This window comes from Streptomyces caatingaensis, assembly GCF_001187435.1.
Classification (GTDB): Bacteria; Actinomycetota; Actinomycetes; order Streptomycetales; family Streptomycetaceae; genus Streptomyces; species Streptomyces caatingaensis.
The window spans coordinates 345145-369082 of the sequence record NZ_LFXA01000009.1 but is presented as its reverse complement, the minus strand read 5'-3'; the positions used below and the strand labels follow the sequence as shown (position 1 = coordinate 369082).

The following is a 23938-nucleotide window of genomic DNA, read 5'->3' as shown; positions in this document are numbered from 1 at the left end:
CCCCTGTCCGATCCGTGCGCACTGCCCTGCCGATCGCTCGCCCGCTTTCCGGGCACAACGATACGGCAGGTGTGCCCTAGCTCACTCTCCCGACGGCACCGAGGGCCCCTCCGGCCCGGACGAAGCGGGACGGAGATGGACGATGTCCCCGGCCCCGACCGGCTCCTGCACCCCGTCCGCGGTGGCGAGCACCAGCCGCCCGTCCCCGTCCACGGCCACCGCCTCGCCGACGAGGGCGCGGCCGCCGGGCAGTTCGGCGCGCACGGTGCGGCCGAGGGTGGCGCAGCCGGCGACGTACGCCTCCTGGAGGCGGCAGGGCCCGGGGTCGCCGCCGGCCTCGCGCCAGAGCACGTACCAGTCCTCCAGGGAGCGGAGCACGGCGCGCAGCAGCGGGTCGCGGTCGAGCACGGCGGCGCCCGCGAGGGCCAGCGAACCGGCGGTGGGGACGGGCAGTTCGGCGGCGCGCAGCGAGACGTTGAGGCCGATGCCGAGGACGACGGAGTCCCCGGCGCGCTCGGCGAGGATGCCACCGGCCTTGCGCTCCTGCCCGCCGACCGTGACGAGCAGGTCGTTGGGCCACTTCAGGGCGGTGTCCACGCCGGCGGCGCGGGAGAGCGCGGTCGCGGTGGCCACGCCGGCGAGCAGCGGCAGCCAGCCCCAGCGGGCGGCGGGCACGCCGGGCCCGGGGGTGAGGCGGACGGAGAAGAAGAGGCCGGAGCGGGCGGGCGCGGACCAGGTGCGGTCCAGCCGGCCGCGCCCGGCGGACTGTTCCTCGGCGACGAGCACGGCGCCCTCGGGCCCGCCGGCCGCGGCGAGGTCGCTGTTGGTCGAGCCGGTGCGCTCGACCACGTCCAGGGAGGTCCACAGGCCGCCGGGCCGCACCAGGGCGCGGCGCAGTCCCATGGCGTTGAGCGGCGGCCGGTCCAGGTCGGACCAGCGGCCGCGGTCGTCGGAGGGGTCGGGGGAGGGCGTCATGACAGCCACCCTAGAAGGGGGGCGGGTGTGGCCAACGACGCACTGCCGGAACGCATCCGCGCCGATACGCTACGACCCGGTAGCCGCCAAGGCGCGACCCAGTCCATCGACCCCCCAGGACGAGCAGGAGCCGCAGCCCGATGTCCGAGCCAGCCACCGCCCCCGGCTCCGAGGGAGCCGACATCCACACGACCGCGGGCAAACTCGCGGACCTCCGGCGCAGGATCGACGAGGCGACGCACGCCGGTTCGGCCCGGGCGGTGGAGAAGCAGCACGCCAAGGGCAAGCTGACGGCCCGTGAGCGGATCGAACTGCTGCTGGACGAGGGTTCGTTCGTCGAGCTGGACGAGTTCGCCCGGCACCGGTCGACCAGTTTCGGCATGGAGAAGAACCGCCCGTACGGCGACGGCGTCGTCACCGGCTACGGCACGGTCGACGGCCGCACGGTCGCCGTGTTCTCGCAGGACTTCACGGTGCTCGGCGGTTCGCTGGGCGAGGTCTTCGGCCAGAAGATCATGAAGGTGATGGACTTCGCGCTGAAGACGGGCTGCCCGGTCGTCGGCATCAACGACTCCGGCGGCGCCCGCATCCAGGAGGGCGTGATGGCCCTCGGGATGTACGGCGAGATCTTCCGCCGCAACACCCACGCCTCGGGCGTGATCCCGCAGATCTCGCTGGTCGTCGGCCCCTGCGCGGGCGGCGCGGTCTACTCGCCCGCGATCACCGACTTCACGGTGATGGTCGACCGGACCTCGCACATGTTCATCACCGGCCCGGACGTCATCAAGACGGTCACCGGCGAGGACGTCGGCTTCGAGGAGCTCGGCGGGGCGCGCACCCACAACGCGACCTCCGGCGTCGCCCACCACCTGGCGGGGGACGAGAAGGAGGCGATCGAGTACGTCAAGGCGCTGCTGTCGTACCTGCCGTCCAACAACCTCTCGGAGCCGCCGTCCTACCCGGAGGAGGCCGACCTGGAGGTCTCGGACGCCGACCTCGAACTGGACGTCCTGATCCCGGACTCGGCGAACCAGCCCTACGACATGCACACGGCCGTCGAGCACGTGCTGGACGACGGCGAGTTCCTGGAGACCCAGGCCCTGTTCGCACCGAACATGATCACCGGCTTCGGCCGGGTCGAGGGCCACCCGGTGGGCGTCGTCGCCAACCAGCCGATGCAGTTCGCCGGTTGTCTCGACATCGACGCCAGCGAGAAGGCCGCCCGCTTCGTGCGCACCTGCGACGCCTTCAACATCCCGGTGCTGACCTTCGTCGACGTCCCCGGCTTCCTGCCGGGCGTGGACCAGGAGTACGGCGGCATCATCCGGCGCGGCGCCAAGCTGATCTACGCGTACGCGGAGGCCACGGTCCCGCTGATCACGGTGATCACCCGCAAGGCGTTCGGCGGCGCCTACGACGTCATGGGCTCCAAGCACCTGGGCGCGGACCTCAACCTGGCCTGGCCGACGGCCCAGATCGCGGTCATGGGCGCGCAGGGCGCGGTCAACGTCCTGCACCGCGGCGCCCTGGCGGCGGCCTCGTCGGACGAGGAGCGCGAGGAGCTGCGCGCGAAGCTGGTCACGGACTACGAGGACGCGCTCTTCAACCCCTACACGGCGGCCGAGCGCGGCTACGTGGACGCGGTGATCCTGCCCTCCGAGACGCGCCGGCACGTCGTGCGCGGGCTGCGGGCGCTGCGTGACAAGCGCGAGGCGCTGCCGCCGAAGAAGCACGGGAACATTCCGCTGTAACGATCGGTCGTCATGGAGGGGGCCGATGGAGAGATGCACGGCGGAGAGAGGGAGCGCCTGGTGATCAAGGTCGTACGCGGCAACCCCACGCCCGAGGAGCTGGCGGCCGCGCTGGCGGTGGTGCAGGCGCGCGCCGCGGCGCGTGCGGCGGCCGCGGCGCCCGGGGACGAGCCGGTCCGCCCGGAGTGGGCCAGCCCGGCCCGGCGGGCGCGCAACGCGCGGGCGCACGCGCCGGGCCCGCGGGCCTGGCGGACGTCGTACTGGCCGGCGTAGTGCCGGACGGCGGGCGCGAGTAAGTCGCGTCACACCCACGCCTGAGTACCCGTACTCAGGCCGTGCGGCCGTGCGCGCCAGACGATGGGGGCGTGCTCTGGTCCGACCCGTCCGACGAGCCCCCCGAGGAGCTCCGCGAGGCCCAGGCCATGCTCCGGCGGGCGGGCCTGGTGCTCGCCGTCGGCATGGTCGTGCTCTTCCTCGTCCTGGGGCTCACCTGAGCCTGCTCCCGTTGCACAGGTACCTCACAGGTTTCGTCCCGCCGCAACCGCACCTGTCCGGATTGGCATCTTCCCCGGTGAATTGCCGCGAACCGGGGAGTTATGTCATGAACAAGCCCGTGCGACGTGTGGCGCTCTTCAGCGGACTGCTGGTGCTGTCGTTGCTGGTCAGAAGCACGTGGTTGCAGTTCGCCCAGGCGGACGACCTCGCCAACAACGAGCACAACCGCCGAGTGAAGATCAACACCTATGCGCAGCCGCGGGGCGACATCATCGTCGGCGGCGACCCCGTCACGGGCTCGACGGAGACCACGGGCAGCGACCTGAAGTACAAGCGCACCTACAAGGACGGCCCGATGTACTCGTCGGTGACCGGCTACTCGTCGCAGATCTACGCCGGCTCGCGCCTGGAGTACGTCTACGACAAGTTCCTCACGGGCACCGACGACCGGCTCTTCTTCCAGCGCACGGCCGACATGCTCAGCGGCAAGAAGCCCAAGGGCGGCGACGTGGTCACCACCATCGACCCCAAGGCGCAGAAGGCCGCCTACCGGGCGCTCTCGAAGTACAAGGGCGCCGCGGTCGCCATCGAGCCCACCACCGGCAAGATCCTCGCCATGGTCTCCACGCCCTCGTACGACCCCTCGGTCTTCTCCGGCGAGAGCACCAAGGACCAGAAGGCCTGGCAGAAGCTGGAGAAGGACCCGGACAAGCCGCTCTCCGACCGCGCGATCAAGGAGCTCTACCCGGCCGGCTCCACCTTCAAGATCCTCACCGCGGCGGCCGCCCTCGACCACGGGCTCTACACGGACATCAACGCCCCGACCGACTCCCCGTACCCCTGGAACCTGCCCGACACCGTGACCCCGATGAAGAACGAGAACGAGAGCGCGCCCTGCCGCAACGCCTCGCTCAAGGTCGCGATGCAGTACTCCTGCAACAACGTCTTCGCCAAGATCGCCGCCGAGCTCGGCCAGGACAAGATGCGCGAGACCGCGGAGAAGTTCGGCTTCGACAAGGAGCTGTTCATGCCCGTCTCGGTCACCAAGAGCGTCTACCCGGACAAGCTCAACCGCCCGCAGACCGCGCTCACCGGCATCGGCCAGGGCAGCCTGGCGGCCACCCCGTTCCAGATCGCGATGATGACCGCGGCCCTGGCCAACGACGGCAAGCTGATGAAGCCCTACCTGGTCGACAAGCTCCGCGCCCCCGACCTGTCCACGGTCGAGCAGCACAAGCCGGAGGAGATGTCCCAGGCCGTCTCGCCCGAGACCGCCAAGAAGGTCCAGGAGATGATGGAGTTCACGGCCAAGGAGGGCACCGGCAAGTCGGCCCTGATCGACGGCGTCACCGTCGGCGGCAAGACCGGCACCGCCCAGCACGGCGTCAACAACTCCAAGATCCCCTACGCCTGGTTCGTCTCCTACGCCAAGCAGGCTGACGGCTCCCCGGTCGCCGTCGCGGTCTTCATCGACCCGGAGGGCTCCGGCGTCGACCGCGAGGACGTCTCCGGCGGCGGCCTCGCGGGCCCCATCGCCAAGAAGATCATGCAGGCCGTGCTCACGAAGTAGGCCGTACGCTGGCCCCCATGACCGCAACGCCCGCACGCCGCCTCGTCCTCGCCTCCCAGTCCCCGGCCCGCCTCGGCCTGCTGCGCCAGGCCGGGCTCGCGCCCGAGGTGATCGTGAGCGGGGTGGACGAGGACGCGCTCACCGCCGCGGACCCCGCGGCGCTGGCCCTGGTGCTGGCCGAGGCGAAGGCCGCGGCCGTGGCCGCCCGGCCGGAGGCCGCCGGCGCGCTGGTCGTCGGCTGCGACTCGGTGCTGGACCTCGACGGACGGGCGCTGGGCAAGCCGGCGGACGCCGAGGACGCGACGGCCCGCTGGAAGGCCATGCGGGGCCGCTCGGGAGTGCTGCGGACCGGCCACTGTGTGATCGACACGGCGACCGGCCGCCGCAGCTCCGCGACGGCCTCGACCACGGTCCGCTTCGGTGAGCCGACCGATGCCGAGATCGCCGCCTACGTGGCCTCCGGCGAACCGCTGTACGTCGCCGGGGCCTTCACCCTGGACGGCCGCTCCGCCCCCTTCGTCGAGGGCGTCGACGGCGACCCGGGAAACGTGATCGGCCTGTCGCTGCCCCTGCTCCGCAGGCTGCTGGCGGAGCTGGGGACCACGATCACCGACCTGTGGGCGTACTGAGACCCCCCGGGGGACACCCCCCGGACCCCCGGCCGGAACGGCAGGCCCCCGAGGGGCGCCGGACCGGCGGCACGCGGCGGATCCCGGTGACGCCCGGACCGCGGGAGTGCGCGGTGGTCACAGGGGCAGCTGGCTCGCGACCTGGCCGACCTGCTTGACCTGGCTGAGCTGGTTGAGCTGCTTGAGCTTGCCGAGTTCGTTGACGGCGTCCGGGTAGAGGCTGGTGGGCGGGTTCTGGGGCGGCGTCATGCCCTTCGGGGGCGTCATCCCCTTGGGCGGGGTCGCGCCCTTGGGCGGGGTGGCGCCCATGGGGGCTCCCGCGACGGGGGCCGCGCCCGTCCTCGCGGGAGCCTTGCCGGGAGCCGCGGCGCTCCCCGGAGCACCGCTCCTCGCCGGCGTCCCGCTCTTCCCCGGGCTCGCGCTCTTCCCCGGGGCCGCGCCCCTGCCGGGAGCCGCGCCCTTCGCCGCACCGCCCTTGCCCGTGTCGCTCCGCGCCGGCGCGGCCTGGGCGGGGGTGCCCTTCCCCGTGGTGCTCCGCGTCGGCGCGGCCTTCGCCGGCGCGCCGGCCTCGGGCGGGGCGGTGACATCACCGGCGCTCGCCGTGGGCGACTTCGGCTGCGGCAGGGGCAGGGGCGCCGCGGACGCGGTGGCGGCGGAGGTCACGGAGAGGGCGGCCCCGGCCAGGGCGGCGGCCGCTGCGATGCGCTTGATCATGACTTCTTCAACGATGTCACGGCATATCGGTCACCCCTCCCACCGGTTCCGGGGACCCCACCCTCCTCCGGAACACCCAAGGATTCGCACGGACTTCGGGCCGCGCCGGGGTACGTACGAATCGGCGCGCCCTCGACCCACCGCGCGTACTCCCGCGCCGGGGCGCCCAGTTGACCGACTCGCCGCCCCTTCGCCCCCGGAGGACCACGCGGGTCGCCCGAACCCCTCCCATACCGGCTGGTAACCGCCTGCCCCGGGCCACCCTCCCGTCACGCGCTGCCGCAAACTTTCCTTCACCCGTTCGTAGGGTCCCCACAAAGATTCCGCCCCGTCGCTCCTCGAAGATCGCCGAGACCTTGACCACACCGAAGTTCCGGCGGCGCGCGAGCACGGGCGGCGTACCGTGGGAGAGCAGGGAACTTCCGTCCGCGCGGGGTACGCGACTCACACTCCGTGTGGGCAAGGTCACCCTGGACGTCGGGTCGGCACGGAGTGTCGCCAGTACCTAAACTCACCTTGTTTCAAGGAGGGAGCCATCGTGCGCAAGGTGCTCATCGCCAATCGTGGCGAAATCGCAGTCCGCGTTGCTCGTGCGTGCCGGGACGCCGGGATCGCGAGTGTGGCGGTCTACGCGGATCCGGACCGGGACGCCGTGCATGTCCGGGTGGCCGATGAGGCGTACGCGCTGGGTGGTGACACTCCTGCGACCAGCTACCTCGACATGGCGAAGGTGCTGGCCGCCGCGGCCGAGTCCGGGGCGGACGCGATCCACCCCGGTTACGGCTTCCTGTCCGAGAACGCCGAGTTCGCGCAGGCCGTCATCGACGCGGGGCTGACCTGGATCGGCCCGCCCCCGCAGGCCATCCGCGACCTGGGCGACAAGGTGGCGGCCCGTCACATCGCGCAGCGCGCCGGCGCCCCCCTGGTGGCCGGCACCGCCGACCCCGTCTCCGGGGCCGACGAGGTCGTCGCCTTCGCCGAGGAGCACGGCCTGCCGATCGCCATCAAGGCCGCCTTCGGCGGCGGCGGCCGCGGCCTCAAGGTCGCCCGCACCCTCGAAGAGGTGCCCGAGCTCTACGACTCGGCCGTCCGCGAGGCCGTCGCCGCCTTCGGCCGCGGCGAGTGCTTCGTCGAGCGCTACCTCGACCGCCCCCGGCACGTCGAGACCCAGTGCCTGGCCGACAAGCACGGCAACGTCGTGGTGGTCTCCACCCGCGACTGCTCCCTCCAGCGCCGCCACCAGAAGCTCGTCGAGGAGGCCCCCGCGCCGTTCCTCAGCGACGAGCAGAACGCCGAGCTGTACCGCGCCTCCAAGGCCATCCTCCGCGAGGCCGGCTACGAGGGCGCCGGCACCTGCGAGTTCCTCGTCGGCCAGGACGGCACGATCTCCTTCCTGGAGGTCAACACCCGCCTCCAGGTGGAGCATCCGGTCACCGAGGAGGTCACCGGCATCGACCTCGTCCGCGAGATGTTCCGCATCGCCGACGGCGAGGAGCTCGGCTACGACGACCCGCCGATGCGCGGCCACTCCTTCGAGTTCCGCATCAACGGCGAGGACCCGGGCCGCAACTTCCTGCCCGCCCCCGGCACCGTCACCCGCTTCGACCCGCCGTCCGGCCCGGGTGTCCGCCTTGACGCCGGCGTCGAGGCCGGCTCGGTGATCGGCCCCGCCTGGGACTCCCTCCTGGCCAAGCTGATCGTCACCGGCGCCACCCGCGAGCAGGCCCTCCAGCGCGCCGCCCGCGCGCTCGGCGAGTTCCGCGTCGAGGGCATGGCGACCGCCATCCCCTTCCACCGCGCCGTGGTCGCCGACCCCGCCTTCACCGCCGACCCGTTCCACGTCCACACCCGCTGGATCGAGACGGAGTTCACCAACACCATCGAGCCCTTCGCGGGCGCCGTGGCGGAGGACGAGGAGGAGGCCCCCGGCCGCGAGACCGTCGTCGTCGAGGTCGGCGGCAAGCGCCTCGAGGTCTCCCTGCCGTCCTCGCTCGGCATGACCATCGCCCGCACCGCCGCGGCCGGCGGCGCCCGCCCCAAGCGGCGGGCGGCCAAGAAGGCCACCTCCGCCGCCTCGGGCGACGCGCTGGCCTCGCCGATGCAGGGCACGATCGTCAAGGTCGCGGTCGAGGAGGGCCAGCAGGTCGAGGCCGGCGACCTGATCGTCGTCCTGGAGGCCATGAAGATGGAGCAGCCGCTGAACGCGCACCGCTCCGGCACGGTCAAGGGCATCACCGCCGAGATCGGCGCCTCCGTCTCCTCCGGCGCCGTCATCTGCGAGATCAAGGACTGACGTCCGCGCTCCGCCCCGGGGGGCCCCGGCCGACGACGGCCGGGGCCCCTCCGCGTTGATGGCATCCTGGAACGGGGAGCGAGCGGGAGGACGAACGCCCATGACGACGACGCCGCCACGGCCGATGCGCGCGGACGCGCGGCGCAACTACGAACGGCTGCTCACCGAGGCGCGCACCGCCTTCACCGAGCACGGCACGGACGCCTCCCTGGAGGACATCGCCCGCCGCGCCGGCGTCGGCATCGGCACCCTCTACCGGCACTTCCCGCACCGCACCGCGCTGATGTGCGCGGTCTTCCAGGGCGAGGTGGACGGTCTCCTCGCCCGCTCCCGCGAACTCCTCGCCGCCGACGAGCCCTGCCGGGCCCTGGTCGACTGGCTCCGCGCCGTGATCACCCACGCCGCGACCTACCGGGGGCTGTCCCGGGCCCTCATGGCCGCCCAGAGCGACGAGGCGTCGGCCCTCGCGCGCTGCAACGTCCCCATGCGGGAGGCGGGCAGCACGCTGCTCGCCCGGGCGCAGCGGGCCGGGGCCGTGCGCGCCGACGTCGGCATCACCGACCTGATGCAGCTGACGAACGCGATCGCCCTGGCCGTCGAAGAGGCCCCGGGCGACCCGGAGTTGGCCGACCGCCTGCTGCGGCTCACCCTGGAGGGCATCAAGCCGGCGCGCACCTGAGCGGGCGAGGGGGCTCCGCTATCTCCTCCGGGGCGCCAGGTCCGCCACCCGGGCCGTCGCCGCCCCCTGCCCCCCGGACTCCATCGGCACGGCGGCCGCGCCCCGCAGCGGGGCGGCCCCGGGCGGGGGCCCGCCGCGCTCGGGGCCGGGGTAGCGGCCGTCGGAGCCCACGGGGGATGCCCCCGCCGCTGCCCGGGCAGCGGGGCGACGTCCCGCCGCCGGGGCGGCGGGACGGCCTCGCCGTGCGGCGCCCCCCCGGCCCCCGGGCCCGACCCCGCGCCGGGCCCCGCGACCGAGATGTGCACGCCCTGGTCGGCGAGCGCCTGGAGCTCCGTGGCCGCACGCTCGTCGTGCCCCGGCGGCTCGTCGGTCACGAGTCTGGTGATGACGTCGGTCGGCACGGTCTGGAACATCGTGTCGGTGCCCAGCTTCGTGTGGTCCGCGAGGACCACGACCTCCGCCGCGGCCTGCACCAGCGCCCGGTCCACGCTCGCGGAGAGCATGTTGGACGTGGAGAGCCCGCGCTCCGCGGTCAGCCCGCTCCCGGACAGGAAGGCCCGGGAGACCCGCAGCCCCTGGAGCGACTGCTCGGCACCGCTGCCGACCAGCGCGTAGTTGGAGCCCCGGAGCGTGCCGCCGGTCATCACGACCTCGACCCGGTTGGCATGGGCCAACGCCTGGGCGACCAGCAGGGAGTTGGTGACCACGGTCAGCCCCGGCACCCGCGCGAGCCGGCGGGCCAGCTCCTGCGTGGTCGTACCGGCGCCCACGACGACGGCCTCGCCCTCCTCGACGAAGCTCGCCGCGAGATCGGCGATGGCCGTCTTCTCCGCGGTCGCTAGATGGGATTTCTGCGGGAAGCCGGACTCCCTGATGAAGCCACCCGGCAGCACCGCACCGCCGTGCCGGCGGTCGAGCAGTCCTTCCGCTTCGAGGGCCCGCACGTCGCGCCGTACGGTCACTTCGGAGGTCTGGACGACGCGGGCGAGCTCACGGAGCGAAACCGCCCCGTTGGCACGCACCATTTCGAGGATCAATTGACGACGTTCTGCAGCGAACACGAAACCGACAGTAACGCCAACGACCATCTGTTTTCAGCAGGTTGCTTCAATTAACGGAAGTTGTTCGCCGCGCAACCCAAGAAGTGGTATAGGCAACCGGAAGGAGAGCCGCCCCGTCCGGTCCCCCACGCCTCAACTCTCCCTCTGGGCCTTCCTGGTGTGCAGCTGTCGCGCCACCTCGGCGACAGACCCGGACAAGGAGGGATACACCGTGAACGCGTTCGCGATCTGTTCGACGGTCAGATTGTTGTCGACCGCGATCGAGATCGGATGAATCAACTCACTCGCCCGCGGCGCGACGACGACACCGCCGACCACGATGCCCGTCCCGGGCCGGCAGAACATCTTTACGAATCCGTCCCGGATTCCCTGCATCTTCGCGCGGGGATTACGCAGCAACGGCAGCTTGACGACCCGTGCGTCAATCAGCCCCTTGTCGACGTCAGCCTGGGAATACCCGACCGTGGCAATCTCCGGATCCGTAAACACGTTCGCGGATACAGCCTTGAGATTGAGCGGCGCGACCGCGTCGCCCAGGAAGTGGTACATCGCGATCCGGCCCTGCATGGCGGCGACCGACGCCAGGGCCAGCACGCCCGTACAGTCACCGGCGGCGTAGACACCCGGGGCGCTCGTTCTCGACACCTTGTCGGTCCAGATGTGCCCCGACTCGGTCAGCCGGACGCCGGACTCCTCCAGTCCGATGCCCTCCGTGTTCGGAATCGACCCGACCGCCATCAGACAGTGCGTACCGCTGATGACCCGCCCGTCCGCGAGCGTGACCTCGACCCGGTCGCCCACCCGCTTGGCGGCGGCCGCCCGCGAGCGCGCCATCACGTTCATCCCGCGCCGCCGGAAGACGTCCTCCAGCACCGCGGCCGCGTCCGGGTCCTCGCCCGGCAGCACCCGGTCCCGCGAGGAGACGAGCGTCACCTCGGAGCCCAGCGCCTGGTAGGCCCCGGCGAACTCGGCGCCGGTCACACCCGACCCGACCACGATGAGCTCTTCCGGCAGCGTGTCCAGGTCGTAGACCTGCGTCCAGTTCAGGATGCGCTCGCCGTCGGGCTGCGCGTCCGGGATCTCCCGCGGATGGGCACCCGTGGCCACCAGCACCGCGTCGGCGACGAGCGTCTCCTCGGCACCGTCCGCCATCCGCACGCGCACCTTCCGCGTACCGTCCGCGGCCCGCTCGGGATCCAGCCGCCCCCGCCCCCGCAGCACGCGCCCGCCGGCCCGCGTCACGGAAGCGGTGATGTCGTGCGACTGCGCCAGCGCCAGCCGCTTGACCCGGCGGTTGACCTTCCCGAGGTCCACCCCGATCACGGTGCCGTCGTCCGCCACACCGTCCTCGACGGTGATGCCCAGCTCCTCGTACGACGAGTCGAACGACGTCATCACCTCAGCCGTCGCTATGAGCGTCTTCGAGGGCACGCAGTCGGTCAGCACCGACGCCCCGCCCAGACCGTCGCAGTCGACGACGGTCACCTCCGCACCGAGCTGAGCGGCCACCAGCGCCGCCTCGTAGCCGCCGGGTCCGCCACCGATGATCACGATCCGAGTCACGTACTCCATTGTCCCGCACCCATCAAAGCGACTCCTCCCGGGTCCTCCCCCCACTCCGCCCGGCGCACATCGGGCCCCGCGCTCCCTTCGAGCCTGCCATCCCAAATGCGGTCCCGCCTCACTCCCGTACCCTCAGAACCATGTCGCTCTACGCCGCGTACGCCGGCAACCTCGACGCGCGGCTGATGACGCGCCGCGCCCCCCACTCGCCGCTGCGCGGCACGGGCTGGCTCGCCGACTGGCGCCTGACCTTCGGCGGGGAGCAGATGGGCTGGGAGGGCGCCCTGGCCACCGTGGTGGAGGAACCCCGCTCACAGGTCTTCGTCGCCCTCTACGACATCGCCCCGATGGACGAGGAGTCCATGGACCGCTGGGAAGGGGTCGGCCTCGGCATCTACCGCCGCCTCCGCGTCCGCGTCCACACCCTGGACGGCGAGGAGACGGCCTGGACGTACGTCCTCAACGGCTACGAGGGCGGCCTGCCCTCCGCCCGCTACCTCGGCGAGATCGCCGACGCCGCCGAATCCGCGGGCGCCCCCCACGACTACGTCATGGAACTGCGCAAGCGCCCCTGCTAGGCCATTCGTCGCAACGCACGAGGCGATCGCCGCAGGACCGTAACCTGCGACATCTACGCGCGTAGGCCGCGACCGGTTACCCTCGTCCGCGTGAACGCTTCAGTTACCCCCCAGACCGACCCGTACGCCGCGGCCGACGCCGCCGCCGCCCGTCTGCGCGAGCTCACGGGCGCCGAGACCCACGACGTCGCCCTGGTGATGGGCTCCGGCTGGGTGCCCGCCACCGAGGCCCTCGGCACCCCCGAGGCCGAGTTCCCGGTGACCGAGCTCCCGGGCTTCACCGCCGCCGCGGTCGCGGGCCACGCGGGCACGATCCGCTCGTACAAGGTCAACGACAAGCGCGCCCTGGTCTTCCTCGGCCGCACCCACTACTACGAGGGCCGCGGCGTCGCCGCCGTCGTCCACGGCGTCCGCACCGCCGTCGCCGCCGGCTGCAAGACGGTCGTCCTGACCAACGGCTGCGGCGGTCTCCGCGACGGCATGCGCCCCGGTCAGCCGGTACTGATCAGCGACCACCTGAACCTCACGGCGACCTCGCCGATCGTCGGCGCCAACTTCGTCGACCTCACCGACCTCTACTCCCAGCGGCTGCGCACCCTCTGCCAGGAGGTCGACCCCACGCTGGAGGAGGGCGTCTACGCCCAGTTCCCCGGCCCGCACTACGAGACCCCGGCCGAGGTCCGCATGGCCCGCACCCTGGGCGCCGACCTGGTGGGCATGTCCACCACCCTCGAGGCGATCGCCGCCCGCGAGGCCGGCGCCGAGGTCCTGGGCATCTCCCTGGTCACCAACCTGGCCGCCGGCATGACGGGCGAGCCCCTCAACCACGAAGAGGTCCTCCAGGCCGGCCGCGACTCGGCCGTCCAGATGGGCGCCCTCCTCGCCCAGGTGCTCCCCCGCCTCTGAGCACCCGGACACCTCCGTGGGCGCGTGCCCGCTACGACTCACGTAGCGGCACGCGCCCACCACGTTGAGCCCCCGTACGCCGCCACCCCCTCACCCGGAAACCGGCGGCGGCGACCACCCATCCGGCCCCGCCGGCCACCACCACCCGGCGGACGCGGACGGCGGAAGGGGGCGGGGCGGGACGGGGTCCGGAGAGGGCGTGACGCGTTATTTGCGGCCAAGGACACGGCACCCATTCATAGGGCCCGCACGGCCGTAAATAATGCAGCCCCGGAAGACCCCGTCCCGCCCCGCCCCCCCGACCACACACCAACCCGCACCGCCCCGACACACCCCGGAGGAACCCCGTGGAGCAGGAGCGAGACCTCCTCACCCGAGCCCGGACCTGGCTCGCCGAGGACCCCGACCCCGAGACCCGCGCCGAACTCGCCGCACTCATCGACGCGGAGAACCTGCCCGAGCTGACCGCCCGCTTCGCCGGCACGCTCCAGTTCGGCACCGCCGGCCTCCGCGGCGAGATCGGCGCGGGCCCCATGCGCATGAACCGCACGGTGGTCATCCGCGCGGCCGCGGGCCTGGCGGCCTACCTCAAGAACCAGGGCCACACCAACGGCACCGTGGTCATCGGCTACGACGCCCGCCACAAGAGCGCCGACTTCGCCCGCGACACCGCCGCCGTCATGGTCGGCGCCGGTCTCAAGGCCGCGCTCCTCCCCCGCCCCCTCCCCACCCCCGTCCTCGCCTTCGCGATCCGCCACCTCGGCGCGGTCGCCGGCGTCGAGGTCACCGCCAGCCACAACCCGCCCCGCGACAACGGCTACAAGGTCTACCTGGGCGACGGCTCCCAGATCGTGCCCCCCGCCGACGCGGAGATCGCCGCCGAAATCGCCGCGATCACCACCCTGGACGACGTCCCCCGCCCCACCACCGGCTGGGAGACCCTGGACGACACCGTCCTCCAGGCCTACCTGGAGCGCACGGACGCCGTCCTCACCGGCGGCTCCCCCCGCGACGTCCGCGTCGTCTACACCCCGATGCACGGCGTGGGCCGCACCGTCCTCACCGCCGCCTTCGAGCGCGCCGGCTTCCCGCCCCCGCTCGTCGTCGCCGAACAGGCCGACCCCGACCCCGACTTCCCGACGGTCGCCTTCCCCAACCCCGAAGAGCCCGGCGCGATGGACCTCTCCTTCGCGACGGCCCGCGACGCCGCCACCCGCGGCGAGGCGCCGGACATCATCATCGCCAACGACCCCGACGCCGACCGCTGCGCCGTCGCCGTCCCCGACCCCGACTCCGTCGAGGGCTGGCGCATGCTCCGCGGCGACGAGGTGGGCGCCCTGCTGGCCGAGCACCTGGTCCACAAGAGCGCGAGCGGCACCTTCGCGACGACGATCGTCTCGTCGTCCCTCCTCTCCCGCATCGCCGCCGCCGGCACGGGCACCCCCTACGAGGAGACCCTCACCGGCTTCAAGTGGCTCGCCCGCGTCGACGGCCTGCGCTACGCCTACGAGGAGGCGCTGGGCTACTGCGTCGACCCCGAGGGCGTCCGCGACAAGGACGGCATCACCGCCGCCCTCCTCGTCGCCGAACTGGCCGCGGAACTCAAGGAGAAGGGCCGCACCCTCGCCGACCTCCTCGACGACCTGGCCGTCGAGCACGGCCTCCACGCCACGGACCAGCTCTCCGTCCGCGTCCAGGACCTCTCCCTGATCGCCGCCGCGATGCGCCGCCTCCGCGAGCACCCCCCGACCACGCTGGCCGGCCTGCACATCACCTCGGCGGACGACCTGTCGAAGGGCTCGGAGTCCCTGCCCCCGACGGACGGCCTGCGCTACCACCTCTCCGGCGACGAGGCGGGCACGGTCTCCGCCGCCCGCGTCATCGTCCGCCCCTCCGGCACCGAGCCCAAGCTCAAGTGCTACCTGGAGGCCGTCGTCCCGGTCGCCTCCGCCGCGGCCCTGACCGACGCCCGCACCCGCGCCGCCGACGTCCTCGCCGCCATCAAGACGGACCTGTCCCGCGCGGCGGGCATCTGATCCCGTCCCGCAGGGCCGACTTCTGAACCCGTCCCGCACGGCCGGCTGACGAGGGCCCCGGTCACCACCGACCGGGGCCCTCGCCGTCCGCGCATCCAGCCGGCCCCACGACAGAAAGACCACGAAAGCCCCCCTCCCGACCCCACCGAGTCGCGGCAACCGCGACAAGGCCCCCCGACCGGCTCCCAACACCGCGTATGTAGGCTCGACCTTGATCAAGCACCTCGGTCAAGCATCTCGTGCCCGGGAGGAAGCACCCATGACGAAGGCCCCGTTCGTCACCATGACCGCCGCAACCGCGGTGCTCGGAACGGCACTTGGCTCCCTCGCCCTTCAACTCCGCGCAGACGGCTACGAGCAGTACGTCGAATCCGTAGCCACCTTCAGCGTCCTGATGTACGTCACTGCGGCTCTGGTCGTGGTGACATGGGTCCGAGACGGTCGCCGACGGCAGTCGGGCTGAGCTCCCCGAAGACGCGGACGTCACCACCGCCGGAAGCGGACCGATCTGCACGGCCCTGGCGCCCCGGGACCGCGCCCGTACTCGGCCAGTCTGGCGATCAGCCAGTCCGCAGCGGGCTTCGGGTGCTCCCACGACCCACGGACCAGCGCCGCCGGCTTCGTCGCCAGTACGCCGTCTCCAGCGGCGGCACCTCGCTCACCGGCCATTCGGCCACGGCCTCGCGATACGGTTCGGCCACCTCCGGCGGGCTGGTCACAGTGGGCATCTCCGGGGCGGGCGGCCGCCGCACACGCTCCTTGTCGAACTCGGCCTTGTCACCGACCCATTGGAATGCATGGAAGTGCACGCGGATTCGCCCGCTTCTCTCTCAAGAGAGGGTTTCCCGGCCTTCCGGGGAGCAGAAGGCCGGGAAACCGTCGATCGGGGAATCAGGCCGAGAGACCGAAACGCGCGGGATCGATCCCGGCCGCGTCCAGCTCCGCCGTCGTGAACCTCAGCGGTTCGGCCTGCGGACGCTTGCTGTCACCAAGGCCCAGACGCCGTCGCCGATCCGTGCGAGCGTCACGTACGCCTCGCCGTCCGGGTGGGTGTTGCCGCCGCAGGGCCGGGAGAACCTGACACCGTCACGCTCCGGCCCATAAAGGTCAGCTGTCGTCGCGGAGTCTGCCTTCCTGAATGCCGGAAGGACACCGTTCAGCGCGCCCGCTTTGCGGAATGGGCATAGATCAGGGCATCGATCAGCTTCCTCACCGTGGCCATGGGCACAGTGCCCAAGTACACGTACGGTTCGCCCGACAAGGACGCCCGCCCCTGCAACTGCGGCCAGGAATCCCTGTCCCCCACCCTGATGCCCATTTCCGTCAGCACCCTGTCCAGCATGAAGGCCGTGTCGTCGGCCCGCTTCTTGCCTGCCGCGAAGGCATCGGACGGCTGGGCGACTGCTTCGATGTCCGTGGTCATGCCCAAGAAACTAGAGATGAGCAACGCGCAACGTCCAAGGTGTTGCAGTTTGTTGCAGGGGAATCACCCAAGAGCGTCGATCGCAGCCGTGATCAACGACCGGGCACGGGCCCCGTACACCGCGTGGCTCTGGAGCTCGACAAAGGCCTTCACATACATGGCGACCTCCCCGGGGGCAGTCACCGTGACCTGGGCCGTGAGCAGTTCGACAGCGGCCTGCCTGTCGTCGAAGACGTTGAACGTCTCCAGAGGCCACAGGCTTCGGGTCACCTCGAACGGGATCACCCCGAGGGAGACGGACGGCAAGGAATTGACCGACAGGAGGTGTCCGAGCTGACCGGCCATCGCTTCCGAGTCACCTATGCGGTAGCGCAGTACCGACTCCTCCACCAGCATGGCGAAGCGTCTACTGCCGTCACGGATGACATGCGAGCGAGCGAGGCGGGCCGCTACCGCGTCCGCGACATCGTTGGGCGACTGACGGAAGGCGGCCACGGAGGACAGCAGGGCTGTGGCATACGCCTCGGTCTGGAGGAAGCCCGGCACAACTCTGGAGCAGTAGATGCGGAAATGGCGCGTCTGCTCGTACAACGGGACGTACGACTCCTGGATCCTGCGGAGCCCGGTCCTGTGCAACCGCTTCCATTGCACATACAGAGAGTCGGCGATCCGATTCGCGGCAATGAGGTCCGCTGCTTGATCAGGCGCCTCACAGGCCAGGCACCAAACACGGATGTCGGCGTCCGACGGGGCGGTCTTGGCGTTCTCGATCCGCGAGGACTTCGACTTGTTCCAGCCACACCGGACTGCCAGCGCCTCTACGGTCAGGCCTGCGTCCAGACGCATCTCTCGCAAGCGCTCAGCGAGCGCTTCGCGAGCAGCTTGGGCGCTGGAAGATGGTGACGTAGGCATGTGCCGGCAGTCCGTTACGCGGGCCTCAGACCTGGTACTCCTCGTGCGGGATACCGCGCTCCCACACGGCCTCGAATGCGGACGCGCACAACTTGGCAACGTCCGGGTCTTCACTCACTGACGGCCCAGCCGACGCTCCGTCCCCGGTGAAGTGGTTGAACATGACCAGACGTTCATCGAACAGCCAGAAGTCGTTACCCGGCAGTGCGATGTCCGACGCACGGCGACGCGGCAGCCAGCGCACCTGCTCGCCGGCCCCGATGTTGACCTGCGTACCCGCGTGCTCGTATCGGATGTACTCAGTCACAGGCTCCGATACGATCCGAGCCCTACGGACGACAACACCCCGTGCGACAGTACGGGCGATGAGTTCGACCCACGGCGCCCAGTAGTCCGATCCTGCGTCGATGTCCCTTTGCCCGGTGCGCTTCCAGCGTTCGAAGTCGTCCGCCTCCGGCCCGATCCCGTAGGCGTCACGCATCTCCAGGTGCACCGCTGACACCTGTGCCGATTCCAGCAGTTCCTCGAAGCTTGGCGGCTGCTTCCTCTGCGACATCACACGCCTTCCTGATCAGCGGCACCATGCGTACCGGGATACGGACGACAGCCTCCGTGTCGGGTTTGGGACTGTCCTTCCGGCATTCAGCCTGAAGTGCCTCGTCGGCCAGCCACCCTTGGAAGAGGAGCTCGGGTTCGGGTTCTTTGTCCGTGTCGACCCAGACCGCAGGGCACTCGTTGTGGCCAGTGTTGGGATCGATACCGATGAACCGAAGCGGCATAACTGCCTCCCGTGTCGGGCCGTTGCGGTCAGTTGCACGACCATCAGCCCTCCACTCACCCCAGGTCAAGAGGGCGCAGAGCTACCCCACCCAGCGCCCCTCAGCGCTGCGATGCGCTCTTGCTCCCAACACGCTCCGGACCGCATCACGGTTTCCCCGCCCGGCACCCCACCTCCGGCCCCGCCCAACTCCCCCTCAGATCAGCGGTCCAAGAAGCCATCGCACCCCCTTCCCTCAACCCACGCCGATTCAGCCCTGTCCCCGCTCGCAGAGAGAGCGACGCCGACTCCATGTGACATGAATGGTGAACCACTCCAGGCATGGCCGTTCCACAACCGTCCACTCGGCCTAGGTGGCGAGTCTGGGCCTTGCGGCGGCGCTCGGCGGAGTCATAGCCCGGACCGTACAGGTCTGGTCCGGGCCCGACGGGGAGGCGCTGCGCAGGGGTTCGGCGGCGATGACCGGACTGTGGATCGCGTCTGTGGGCGCACACCTCGGTCTGGCCCTGTGGATCGACCAGGCGGCCGGAGCCGGAGTGCGGGGAGCCGCGTCGCTTTACCCCACGAGCCCCTCGCCCACGGGCGGCTCGATGGCATCGGACACATCGCCTTGTACGACGAACGATCCCCTCGAAGTGCGGTAGATGTTCGGGCAGTCCTTTTCTCCGCACTCACCACTGCCGCTGCCGGTGAGACGGATGAGCGCTGAGCGTTCGGACATGTGAACGCCCTTGCCCTGAGCCCTGTTTGGGCGGCCTGCGATGACAGTAGGAGGGGTCATGCATGAGCGTCCATGCCGTAATGCGACTATGCACGCCTTGGACTAAGGATCTCGTGGTGGCGCCCGCTCTTCCGGACCTGCGACTGCCGCGTCGCTCCCCCGGCTGGGCCGACAGGAGCAACCGAACCGGTCAACTCCCCAGGCCCGCACTGCATCACGGTTCCCCCGTCCCGGCGCCCCACCCCCCGGCGCCGCCCAACACCCCTCAAACCCAAGGAGGAAGAACCCTTCCCAACCCCACCCCCACCCCCTCACCCCATCGGGTGACGCGCTGACACATGCCGGGAGCGGCGCGGTACGGTCGCGCCACGCGACAACCGAAAAACGACGACGGCCCCCGCCGGGACGGGCATCCCGGGCGAGGGCCTGATCATCGAGGAAGGAATGAGCTTCCCTATGACTGTCGAGCAGTCTAGCGCGCCCGCGCGCGCCGGCGTGGTGCACATCCGCCACCGGCACACCACCCACTTCACCGTCGTGGGCAATCACCTCGCCCAGCACCGCGACCTGTCCCTCGTCGCGATCGGCATCGGGGTGTACGTCCAGTCGCTCCCCGACGGGGCCACCATCGGCATCAAGGACCTCACCAGGCGCTTCCCGGAAGGGGAGATCACCATCGCCCGCGCCCTGCGCGAGCTGGAGAAGGCGGGGTACCTGGAGCGCAGGCGCGTCCGCAACGACAAGGGGCAGGTCGTCACTGTCACCCGATGGTACGAACAGCCGCAGGGGGCGGCGCAGTTGACGGCTGCCGTCGGCACGGCCCCGCGGCCCGCGCCCGCCAACCCGCCGAAGACCGAGGAGGCGCCGGAGACCACCCGGGCGCAGCCCGGCGATCGCCCCGCCGTCGATCTCCTCGCCGCTCTCCGCCGGGACGACCCCCGCCTCCTCCTCTCCCGCAAGGACGTCGGCGCCCTCGCCCCCGCCGTCCGGGCCTGGCTCGATCGCGGCATCCGGCCCGGGCAGGTCGCCCGCACACTGACCGCCGATCTCCCCGTCGGTCCCATTCCGAGGCCCGCGCGCCTCCTCGCCTACAGCCTCCGCGAATGGCTGCCGCCGCACCTGCCGCCCACGACCGGGCGGTCGGCGCAGCCGCCCCGCCCGCACCCGCTCCAGACGTGCGACGGCTGCGAACGCGCCTTCCGTTCGCCCGCCCCCGGCCTCTGCCGGGACTGCCGAACGGCCGCCGTCTGACGGGGAGTTACCGCACCCACCCCCAGAGGAAGCAGAACTCGTTCCCCTCGGGATCCGTCATGACCTGGAAGCTGCCCTGCTCGTCGGTCACCGGCTCGCCCAGGCGCGCGCCGCCCAGGCGCAGCGCCTCGGCGACGGCGGTGTCGACCGCGTCGACCTCCACGTCGAGGTGGAGCCGGTTCTTGACCTGCTTGGCCTCGGGCACGCGCTGGAAGGCCAGCCGGACGAAGCCCGGCGGCTCCACGTACGACCAGCCGGGCCCCCGGTCCACCGGCTCGCCGCCCAGCAGCCCGGCCCAGAAGCGGACCAGACGTCCGGGATCCCCGCAGTCGACGACGATCTCTCCCACGCGACCCACGCAGCCCACACGGCCCACGCGATCCACACCACTCACACCAGCATTCATGATCGGCAGGCTACGCAACGACCGCGATCAGTACAGGTGGAGGAACAGAGTGACGCCGTGTATGTCATGTCCTCTTCTTCCCCACCGGCCCATGGCGGTCGGCCGCGGACGGGACGAACTCCACCGTCCCGCCGCGTCACCCTCCCGCCGCGTCACCGCAAAGAAGCCGACCCCACGACAGACCCCACCCCGCAACGGAAGCCCCCCCAACGGACCCCACCCCGCCGCGAACCCCACCCCCCGCTACTCCAGATACAGCACCACGAACAACACCAGCCCCACCACCGACGGAGCAATCACCTCGTACGCCCAGCGCACGACCGCCGCGCCCTGCGCGCCCTCCCGCTTCGCACCCCGCTCCGCGAGTTCGCGCAGGTCCTCGATGGCCTGGTCGGAGGGGGCGCGCAGGGGGCCCGAGGAGGCGGGGGAGAGCAGCGACGCGCGGCCCGTGACGTCCTCGGCCGCGTCCCGCTGCACCCGCCGCGCCGCGCGCTTGCGCTGCCGCAGCGAGACGGGGATCGCCCAGAGCTGGTACTTCGCGCCCCCCTCCGCGAGGACCTCGCTGGAGTAGCCGGCGCGGACGGTCACGACCCGGGCCCAGGGCAGGGTGATCGTCCGGAACGGGTTGCGGACGACGAGGCGGTCGTCGTTCGCCCACACCACCGGGCGCAGGGTGAACGCGATCACCAGGGGCACCACGCACAGCAGTCCGGCCAGCGCGAGCCAGGGCGCCCGGCCCTCGCCGCGCACGATCGCGTCGCCGCCCAGCCACGCGGCGAGCGCCAGCAGCATGACGCCGGCGGCGATGCCGGCGGAGGAGCGGTAGCGCCGGTCGGCGTAGGCCGGCTGCTGGGGCGCGTCGGGGGAGCTCGTCATGGGGCCGATTCTGCCGGACGGGAGGGCCGGCGGAGGTTGCAGTACGGCAACGCCCGTACCCCTCGTACCAGCGGAAACACCAACGGCGGGGCGGGCCGGCGTCACCGGCGGCCCGCCCCGCCCCCCCGGGGGCGTCACTTGACGTGGTTCACCACCGTGCAGCCCTTGGGCAGCTTCGGGAAGAGGGTGGTGGCGTAGGTGTGGAGTCCGCCCTCCACCTTGGTGACGAGCTTCGGCTGAGCGGTGTCGATGTCGGTGATCTTGGCGATGATGCCCGCGCTCTTGGGGAGGGACGGGTGCTTGCGGTCCAGGTGGCCCAGGACGAGGCTGCGGTCGCCCATGTCCTCGAGCGACACCTCCGGACCGTCCGGGCTGTTGACCATGACCGCGAGCGTGCCCGCACCGATGTCCTGCTGCTTCACGACGGCGCACGCCTCGCGAGTGGTCCGGCCCTGACCGGAGCTGCCCTTGTCCTTCAGGGCGACGACCTTGCCGGTGCGCGCGTCGAGCCGGACCTCGTAGCCGGCGTACTTGCCGGTCACGACGGCCGGGTGCGTACGGTCGAGGACCTTCACCAGCTTGCCGTTCCAGACGACGTACGCGGTGAACTCGTGCTGCGCACGCTGGTAGACGACGGCGCGGATGCCGCCCGGCAGCGCCTTGTTGCCGATGTACTTGCCGCGGGTGAAGCGGTTGCCCCCGTCCTTGCCCAGGCCGATGTTCTTCTGCTCGACCCAGGTGACCCGGCCGTTGCGGACGTCCATCTCGACGAACAGGTCGTGCACCGTCGCGTAGGGCCGCTTGCCGTCGAGGACGGCGAGCATGACGTCGCCCTTGGAGACGGCCACCTGGAAGTGGCCGTCCTTCGTCTCGTGGACGCTCGCGCGGCTGCCGTCGGGCAGCTTGTAGGTGCGCACCGGGCCGGACTCGTCGGCGGCGGCGACGGCGACCGCCGGCGTCCGGGGCGCCGCGAACGCCGACGAGACCGGGGCGAGGACCGCGCCCGCCACGGCGGCGGAGGCGAGGGCGATGCGCAGGGTGGTGCGGGCGGTGGTACGGGCGGTGGTACGGCGACGGGACATGCGTGGCTCCTGGTGAACGAGCGCTGGAAGTGGAAGAGACGATCCGCATGCCGCTTTCCTCTGTCGGGTGGGGCCGTCGAGTCGGGCGGTGCTGCTGAGAAAGAAGTTATTGATCTTGTGTCATCGCACCGTCCTCCGCATGTCACGGACCCGCGACAGCGAAAGGAAGGCGAATCGCCGCTTCCGCCCCCAGCACCCGGGGGTGTACAGGTGCTACGCGCGTAGATATGGTGGCCTGGTGACCATGCCCACTGTTCCTTCCCAAGGCAACGAAGCCGCGGAGCGACTGGCGTCGATGGCCGACGTGACCGCCTCCGACGGCACGTTGCGCCGATTCCTGCACGGGCTCCCCGGAGTGGACCCGGTCGGGCTGGAGGCCCGTGCCGCGGCGCTCGGGACCCGTTCGATCAAGACCACGGCGAAGGCGTACGCCATCGACCTGGCCATCTCGATGATCGACCTGACGACCCTGGAGGGCGCGGACACCCCGGGCAAGGTCCGGGCGCTGTGCGCCAAGGCCCTCAACCCGGATCCGACGGACCGCACGACCCCGCGCACCGCCGCGATCTGCGTCTACCCGGACATGGTGGCCACCGCCGCGGAGTCCCTGGCGGGCTCGGACGTCAAGGTCGCCTCGGTCGCGACGGCGTTCCCCGCCGGGCGCGCCGCGCTCCCCGTCAAGCTGGCGGACACGGCGGACGCCGTGGCCGCGGGCGCGGACGAGATCGACATGGTGATCGACCGCGGCGCGTTCCTCGCGGGCCGCTACCTGGACGTCTTCGAGGAGATCAAGGCCGTCAAGGACGCCTGCCGCCGTCCGGACGGCTCCGCCGCCCGGCTGAAGGTGATCTTCGAGACGGGCGAGCTGTCGACGTACGACAACATCCGCCGCGCCTCCTGGCTCGGGATGCTGGCGGGCGCCGACTTCATCAAGACCTCGACCGGCAAGGTCGCGGTGAACGCCACCCCGGCGAACACCCTGCTGATGCTGGAGGCGGTCCGCGACTTCCGCGCCGCGACCGGCGTCCAGGTCGGTGTGAAGCCGGCCGGCGGCATCCGCACCACCAAGGACGCGATCAAGTTCCTGGTGCTGGTGAACGAGACCGTGGGCGAGGAGTGGCTGACGAACCAGTGGTTCCGCTTCGGCGCCTCCAGCCTCCTCAACGACCTGCTGATGCAGCGTCAGAAGCTGAGCACCGGGCGTTACTCCGGTCCCGACTACGTAACGGTGGACTGACA

At 71.4% G+C, this 23938-nt stretch carries 22 protein-coding genes and 2 pseudogenes; 13 read left to right on the top strand and 11 right to left on the bottom strand.

The features are described from left to right. Positions 1-81: 81 nt before the first annotated feature. Entirely contained in the window at positions 82-975 is an 894-nt protein-coding gene (locus AC230_RS14950) for a biotin--[acetyl-CoA-carboxylase] ligase (protein ID WP_049716664.1), read from the bottom strand. 140 nt (positions 976-1115) lie between these two features. Between AC230_RS14950 and AC230_RS14945 the strand changes: the two genes are divergently transcribed. From AC230_RS14945 to AC230_RS14930, 5 genes are all read left to right on the top strand, one after another. Continuing rightward, entirely contained in the window at positions 1116-2726 is a 1611-nt protein-coding gene (locus AC230_RS14945) for an acyl-CoA carboxylase subunit beta (RefSeq protein WP_049716663.1), read from the top strand. Between the two features lie 60 nt (positions 2727-2786). Beyond that, complete coding sequence (locus AC230_RS14940) at positions 2787-2999, top strand: acyl-CoA carboxylase epsilon subunit (protein ID WP_049717021.1); 213 nt, start codon at positions 2787-2789, stop codon at positions 2997-2999. Between the two features lie 92 nt (positions 3000-3091). Further along, positions 3092-3220, top strand: coding sequence for a morphogenic membrane protein MmpB (mmpB, locus tag AC230_RS34320; RefSeq protein WP_277816856.1), 129 nt, complete (start codon positions 3092-3094; stop codon positions 3218-3220). A 107-nt stretch (positions 3221-3327) separates the two neighbouring features. Continuing rightward, entirely contained in the window at positions 3328-4791 is a 1464-nt protein-coding gene (locus AC230_RS14935) for a peptidoglycan D,D-transpeptidase FtsI family protein (RefSeq protein ID WP_049716662.1), read from the top strand. 17 nt (positions 4792-4808) lie between these two features. Further along, positions 4809-5420, top strand: a complete 612-nt coding sequence (locus tag AC230_RS14930; RefSeq protein WP_049716661.1) for a Maf family protein — start codon at positions 4809-4811, stop codon at positions 5418-5420. A 117-nt stretch (positions 5421-5537) separates the two neighbouring features. Here AC230_RS14930 and AC230_RS32015 read toward each other — a convergent pair whose 3' ends face one another. Then, positions 5538-6134: a hypothetical protein gene (locus tag AC230_RS32015; protein WP_049716660.1), complete on the bottom strand. Its 597-nt coding sequence runs from the start codon at positions 6132-6134 to the stop codon at positions 5538-5540. Between the two features lie 538 nt (positions 6135-6672). On the opposite strand from AC230_RS32015, the gene AC230_RS14920 reads away from it, so the two are divergent. Together AC230_RS14920 and AC230_RS14915 are read left to right on the top strand one after the other, a co-directional pair. Then, complete coding sequence (locus AC230_RS14920; RefSeq protein WP_049716659.1) at positions 6673-8427, top strand: acetyl/propionyl/methylcrotonyl-CoA carboxylase subunit alpha; 1755 nt, start codon at positions 6673-6675, stop codon at positions 8425-8427. A 124-nt stretch (positions 8428-8551) separates the two neighbouring features. Next, positions 8552-9106: a TetR/AcrR family transcriptional regulator gene (locus AC230_RS14915; RefSeq protein WP_049716658.1), complete on the top strand. Its 555-nt coding sequence runs from the start codon at positions 8552-8554 to the stop codon at positions 9104-9106. Between the two features lie 18 nt (positions 9107-9124). Here AC230_RS14915 and AC230_RS31120 read toward each other — a convergent pair. Together AC230_RS31120 and AC230_RS14900 are read right to left on the bottom strand one after the other, a co-directional pair. Then, positions 9125-10131, bottom strand: a pseudogene (locus AC230_RS31120) (DeoR/GlpR family DNA-binding transcription regulator). Between the two features lie 168 nt (positions 10132-10299). Beyond that, on the bottom strand, positions 10300-11739 hold the full coding sequence (locus tag AC230_RS14900) for an NAD(P)H-quinone dehydrogenase (protein WP_049716655.1): 1440 nt from the start codon (positions 11737-11739) through the stop codon (positions 10300-10302). A gap of 131 nt (positions 11740-11870) precedes the next feature. Here AC230_RS14900 and AC230_RS14895 point away from each other — a divergent pair, with 131 nt between their 5' ends. The 4 genes from AC230_RS14895 (at position 11871) to AC230_RS14880 (ending at position 15713) form a co-directional block, all read left to right on the top strand. Beyond that, complete coding sequence (locus AC230_RS14895; RefSeq protein WP_049716654.1) at positions 11871-12308, top strand: gamma-glutamylcyclotransferase family protein; 438 nt, start codon at positions 11871-11873, stop codon at positions 12306-12308. Between the two features lie 90 nt (positions 12309-12398). Then, the gene (locus AC230_RS14890) at positions 12399-13214 is read left to right on the top strand and encodes a purine-nucleoside phosphorylase (protein ID WP_049716653.1); all 816 of its coding nucleotides are present in this window, start codon (positions 12399-12401) and stop codon (positions 13212-13214) included. A gap of 347 nt (positions 13215-13561) precedes the next feature. Beyond that, positions 13562-15250: a phospho-sugar mutase gene (locus AC230_RS14885; protein WP_049716652.1), complete on the top strand. Its 1689-nt coding sequence runs from the start codon at positions 13562-13564 to the stop codon at positions 15248-15250. 259 nt (positions 15251-15509) lie between these two features. Further along, positions 15510-15713 (top strand): SCO3870 family protein, encoded by a 204-nt coding sequence (locus AC230_RS14880; RefSeq protein WP_049716651.1) that lies wholly within the window; start codon positions 15510-15512, stop codon positions 15711-15713. Positions 15714-16141: 428 nt separating this feature from the next. Here the strand turns inward: AC230_RS14880 and AC230_RS33730 are convergent. From AC230_RS33730 to AC230_RS14865, 4 genes and pseudogenes are all read right to left on the bottom strand, one after another. After that, a pseudogene (locus AC230_RS33730) lies at positions 16142-16410 on the bottom strand (DUF397 domain-containing protein). Next, positions 16407-16673, bottom strand: coding sequence for a hypothetical protein (locus AC230_RS14875; RefSeq protein WP_157868577.1), 267 nt, complete (start codon positions 16671-16673; stop codon positions 16407-16409). The pseudogene AC230_RS33730 and the gene AC230_RS14875 overlap by 4 nt, the downstream one beginning before the upstream one ends. A gap of 63 nt (positions 16674-16736) precedes the next feature. After that, complete coding sequence (locus AC230_RS14870) at positions 16737-17585, bottom strand: helix-turn-helix domain-containing protein (protein ID WP_049716649.1); 849 nt, start codon at positions 17583-17585, stop codon at positions 16737-16739. Between the two features lie 25 nt (positions 17586-17610). After that, positions 17611-18141, bottom strand: a complete 531-nt coding sequence (locus tag AC230_RS14865) for a DUF6879 family protein (RefSeq protein WP_049717020.1) — start codon at positions 18139-18141, stop codon at positions 17611-17613. 1399 nt (positions 18142-19540) lie between these two features. Between AC230_RS14865 and AC230_RS14860 the strand changes: the two genes are divergently transcribed. Then, positions 19541-20335 carry a type 2 periplasmic-binding domain-containing protein gene (locus AC230_RS14860; protein ID WP_241833229.1) on the top strand — a complete coding sequence of 265 codons (795 nt, stop codon included), beginning with the start codon at positions 19541-19543 and terminating at the stop codon, positions 20333-20335. Between the two features lie 7 nt (positions 20336-20342). Here AC230_RS14860 and AC230_RS14855 read toward each other — a convergent pair whose 3' ends face one another. From AC230_RS14855 to AC230_RS14845, 3 genes are all read right to left on the bottom strand, one after another. Further along, the gene (locus AC230_RS14855; protein ID WP_241833228.1) at positions 20343-20684 is read right to left on the bottom strand and encodes a VOC family protein; all 342 of its coding nucleotides are present in this window, start codon (positions 20682-20684) and stop codon (positions 20343-20345) included. 300 nt (positions 20685-20984) lie between these two features. After that, on the bottom strand, positions 20985-21617 hold the full coding sequence (locus AC230_RS14850; protein WP_049716646.1) for a PH domain-containing protein: 633 nt from the start codon (positions 21615-21617) through the stop codon (positions 20985-20987). Positions 21618-21751: 134 nt separating this feature from the next. Further along, positions 21752-22699: a hypothetical protein gene (locus tag AC230_RS14845; protein ID WP_049716645.1), complete on the bottom strand. Its 948-nt coding sequence runs from the start codon at positions 22697-22699 to the stop codon at positions 21752-21754. A gap of 244 nt (positions 22700-22943) precedes the next feature. On the opposite strand from AC230_RS14845, the gene deoC reads away from it, so the two are divergent. Continuing rightward, on the top strand, positions 22944-23936 hold the full coding sequence (deoC, locus tag AC230_RS14840; RefSeq protein ID WP_198535526.1) for a deoxyribose-phosphate aldolase: 993 nt from the start codon (positions 22944-22946) through the stop codon (positions 23934-23936). Positions 23937-23938 lie beyond the last annotated feature (2 nt).

Excerpts from the sequence above, each read along its gene's own strand:
- AC230_RS14950 (WP_049716664.1), bottom strand. The coding sequence starts at position 975 with ATGACGCCCTCCCCCGACCCCTCCGACGACCGCGGCCGCTGGTCCGAC.
- AC230_RS14945 (WP_049716663.1), top strand. The coding sequence starts at position 1,116 with ATGTCCGAGCCAGCCACCGCCCCCGGCTCCGAGGGAGCCGACATCCAC.
- AC230_RS14935 (WP_049716662.1), top strand. The coding sequence starts at position 3,328 with ATGAACAAGCCCGTGCGACGTGTGGCGCTCTTCAGCGGACTGCTGGTG.
- AC230_RS14930 (WP_049716661.1), top strand. The coding sequence starts at position 4,809 with ATGACCGCAACGCCCGCACGCCGCCTCGTCCTCGCCTCCCAGTCCCCG.
- AC230_RS32015 (WP_049716660.1), bottom strand. The coding sequence starts at position 6,134 with ATGATCAAGCGCATCGCAGCGGCCGCCGCCCTGGCCGGGGCCGCCCTC.
- AC230_RS14915 (WP_049716658.1), top strand. The coding sequence starts at position 8,552 with ATGCGCGCGGACGCGCGGCGCAACTACGAACGGCTGCTCACCGAGGCG.
- AC230_RS14900 (WP_049716655.1), bottom strand. The coding sequence starts at position 11,739 with ATGGAGTACGTGACTCGGATCGTGATCATCGGTGGCGGACCCGGCGGC.
- AC230_RS14895 (WP_049716654.1), top strand. The coding sequence starts at position 11,871 with ATGTCGCTCTACGCCGCGTACGCCGGCAACCTCGACGCGCGGCTGATG.
- AC230_RS14880 (WP_049716651.1), top strand. The coding sequence starts at position 15,510 with ATGACGAAGGCCCCGTTCGTCACCATGACCGCCGCAACCGCGGTGCTC.
- AC230_RS14875 (WP_157868577.1), bottom strand. The coding sequence starts at position 16,673 with ATGACCACGGACATCGAAGCAGTCGCCCAGCCGTCCGATGCCTTCGCG.
- AC230_RS14870 (WP_049716649.1), bottom strand. The coding sequence starts at position 17,585 with ATGCCTACGTCACCATCTTCCAGCGCCCAAGCTGCTCGCGAAGCGCTC.
- AC230_RS14865 (WP_049717020.1), bottom strand. The coding sequence starts at position 18,141 with ATGTCGCAGAGGAAGCAGCCGCCAAGCTTCGAGGAACTGCTGGAATCG.
- AC230_RS14860 (WP_241833229.1), top strand. The coding sequence starts at position 19,541 with ATGACTGTCGAGCAGTCTAGCGCGCCCGCGCGCGCCGGCGTGGTGCAC.
- AC230_RS14850 (WP_049716646.1), bottom strand. The coding sequence starts at position 21,617 with ATGACGAGCTCCCCCGACGCGCCCCAGCAGCCGGCCTACGCCGACCGG.
- AC230_RS14845 (WP_049716645.1), bottom strand. The coding sequence starts at position 22,699 with ATGTCCCGTCGCCGTACCACCGCCCGTACCACCGCCCGCACCACCCTG.
- deoC (WP_198535526.1), top strand. The coding sequence starts at position 22,944 with ATGCCCACTGTTCCTTCCCAAGGCAACGAAGCCGCGGAGCGACTGGCG.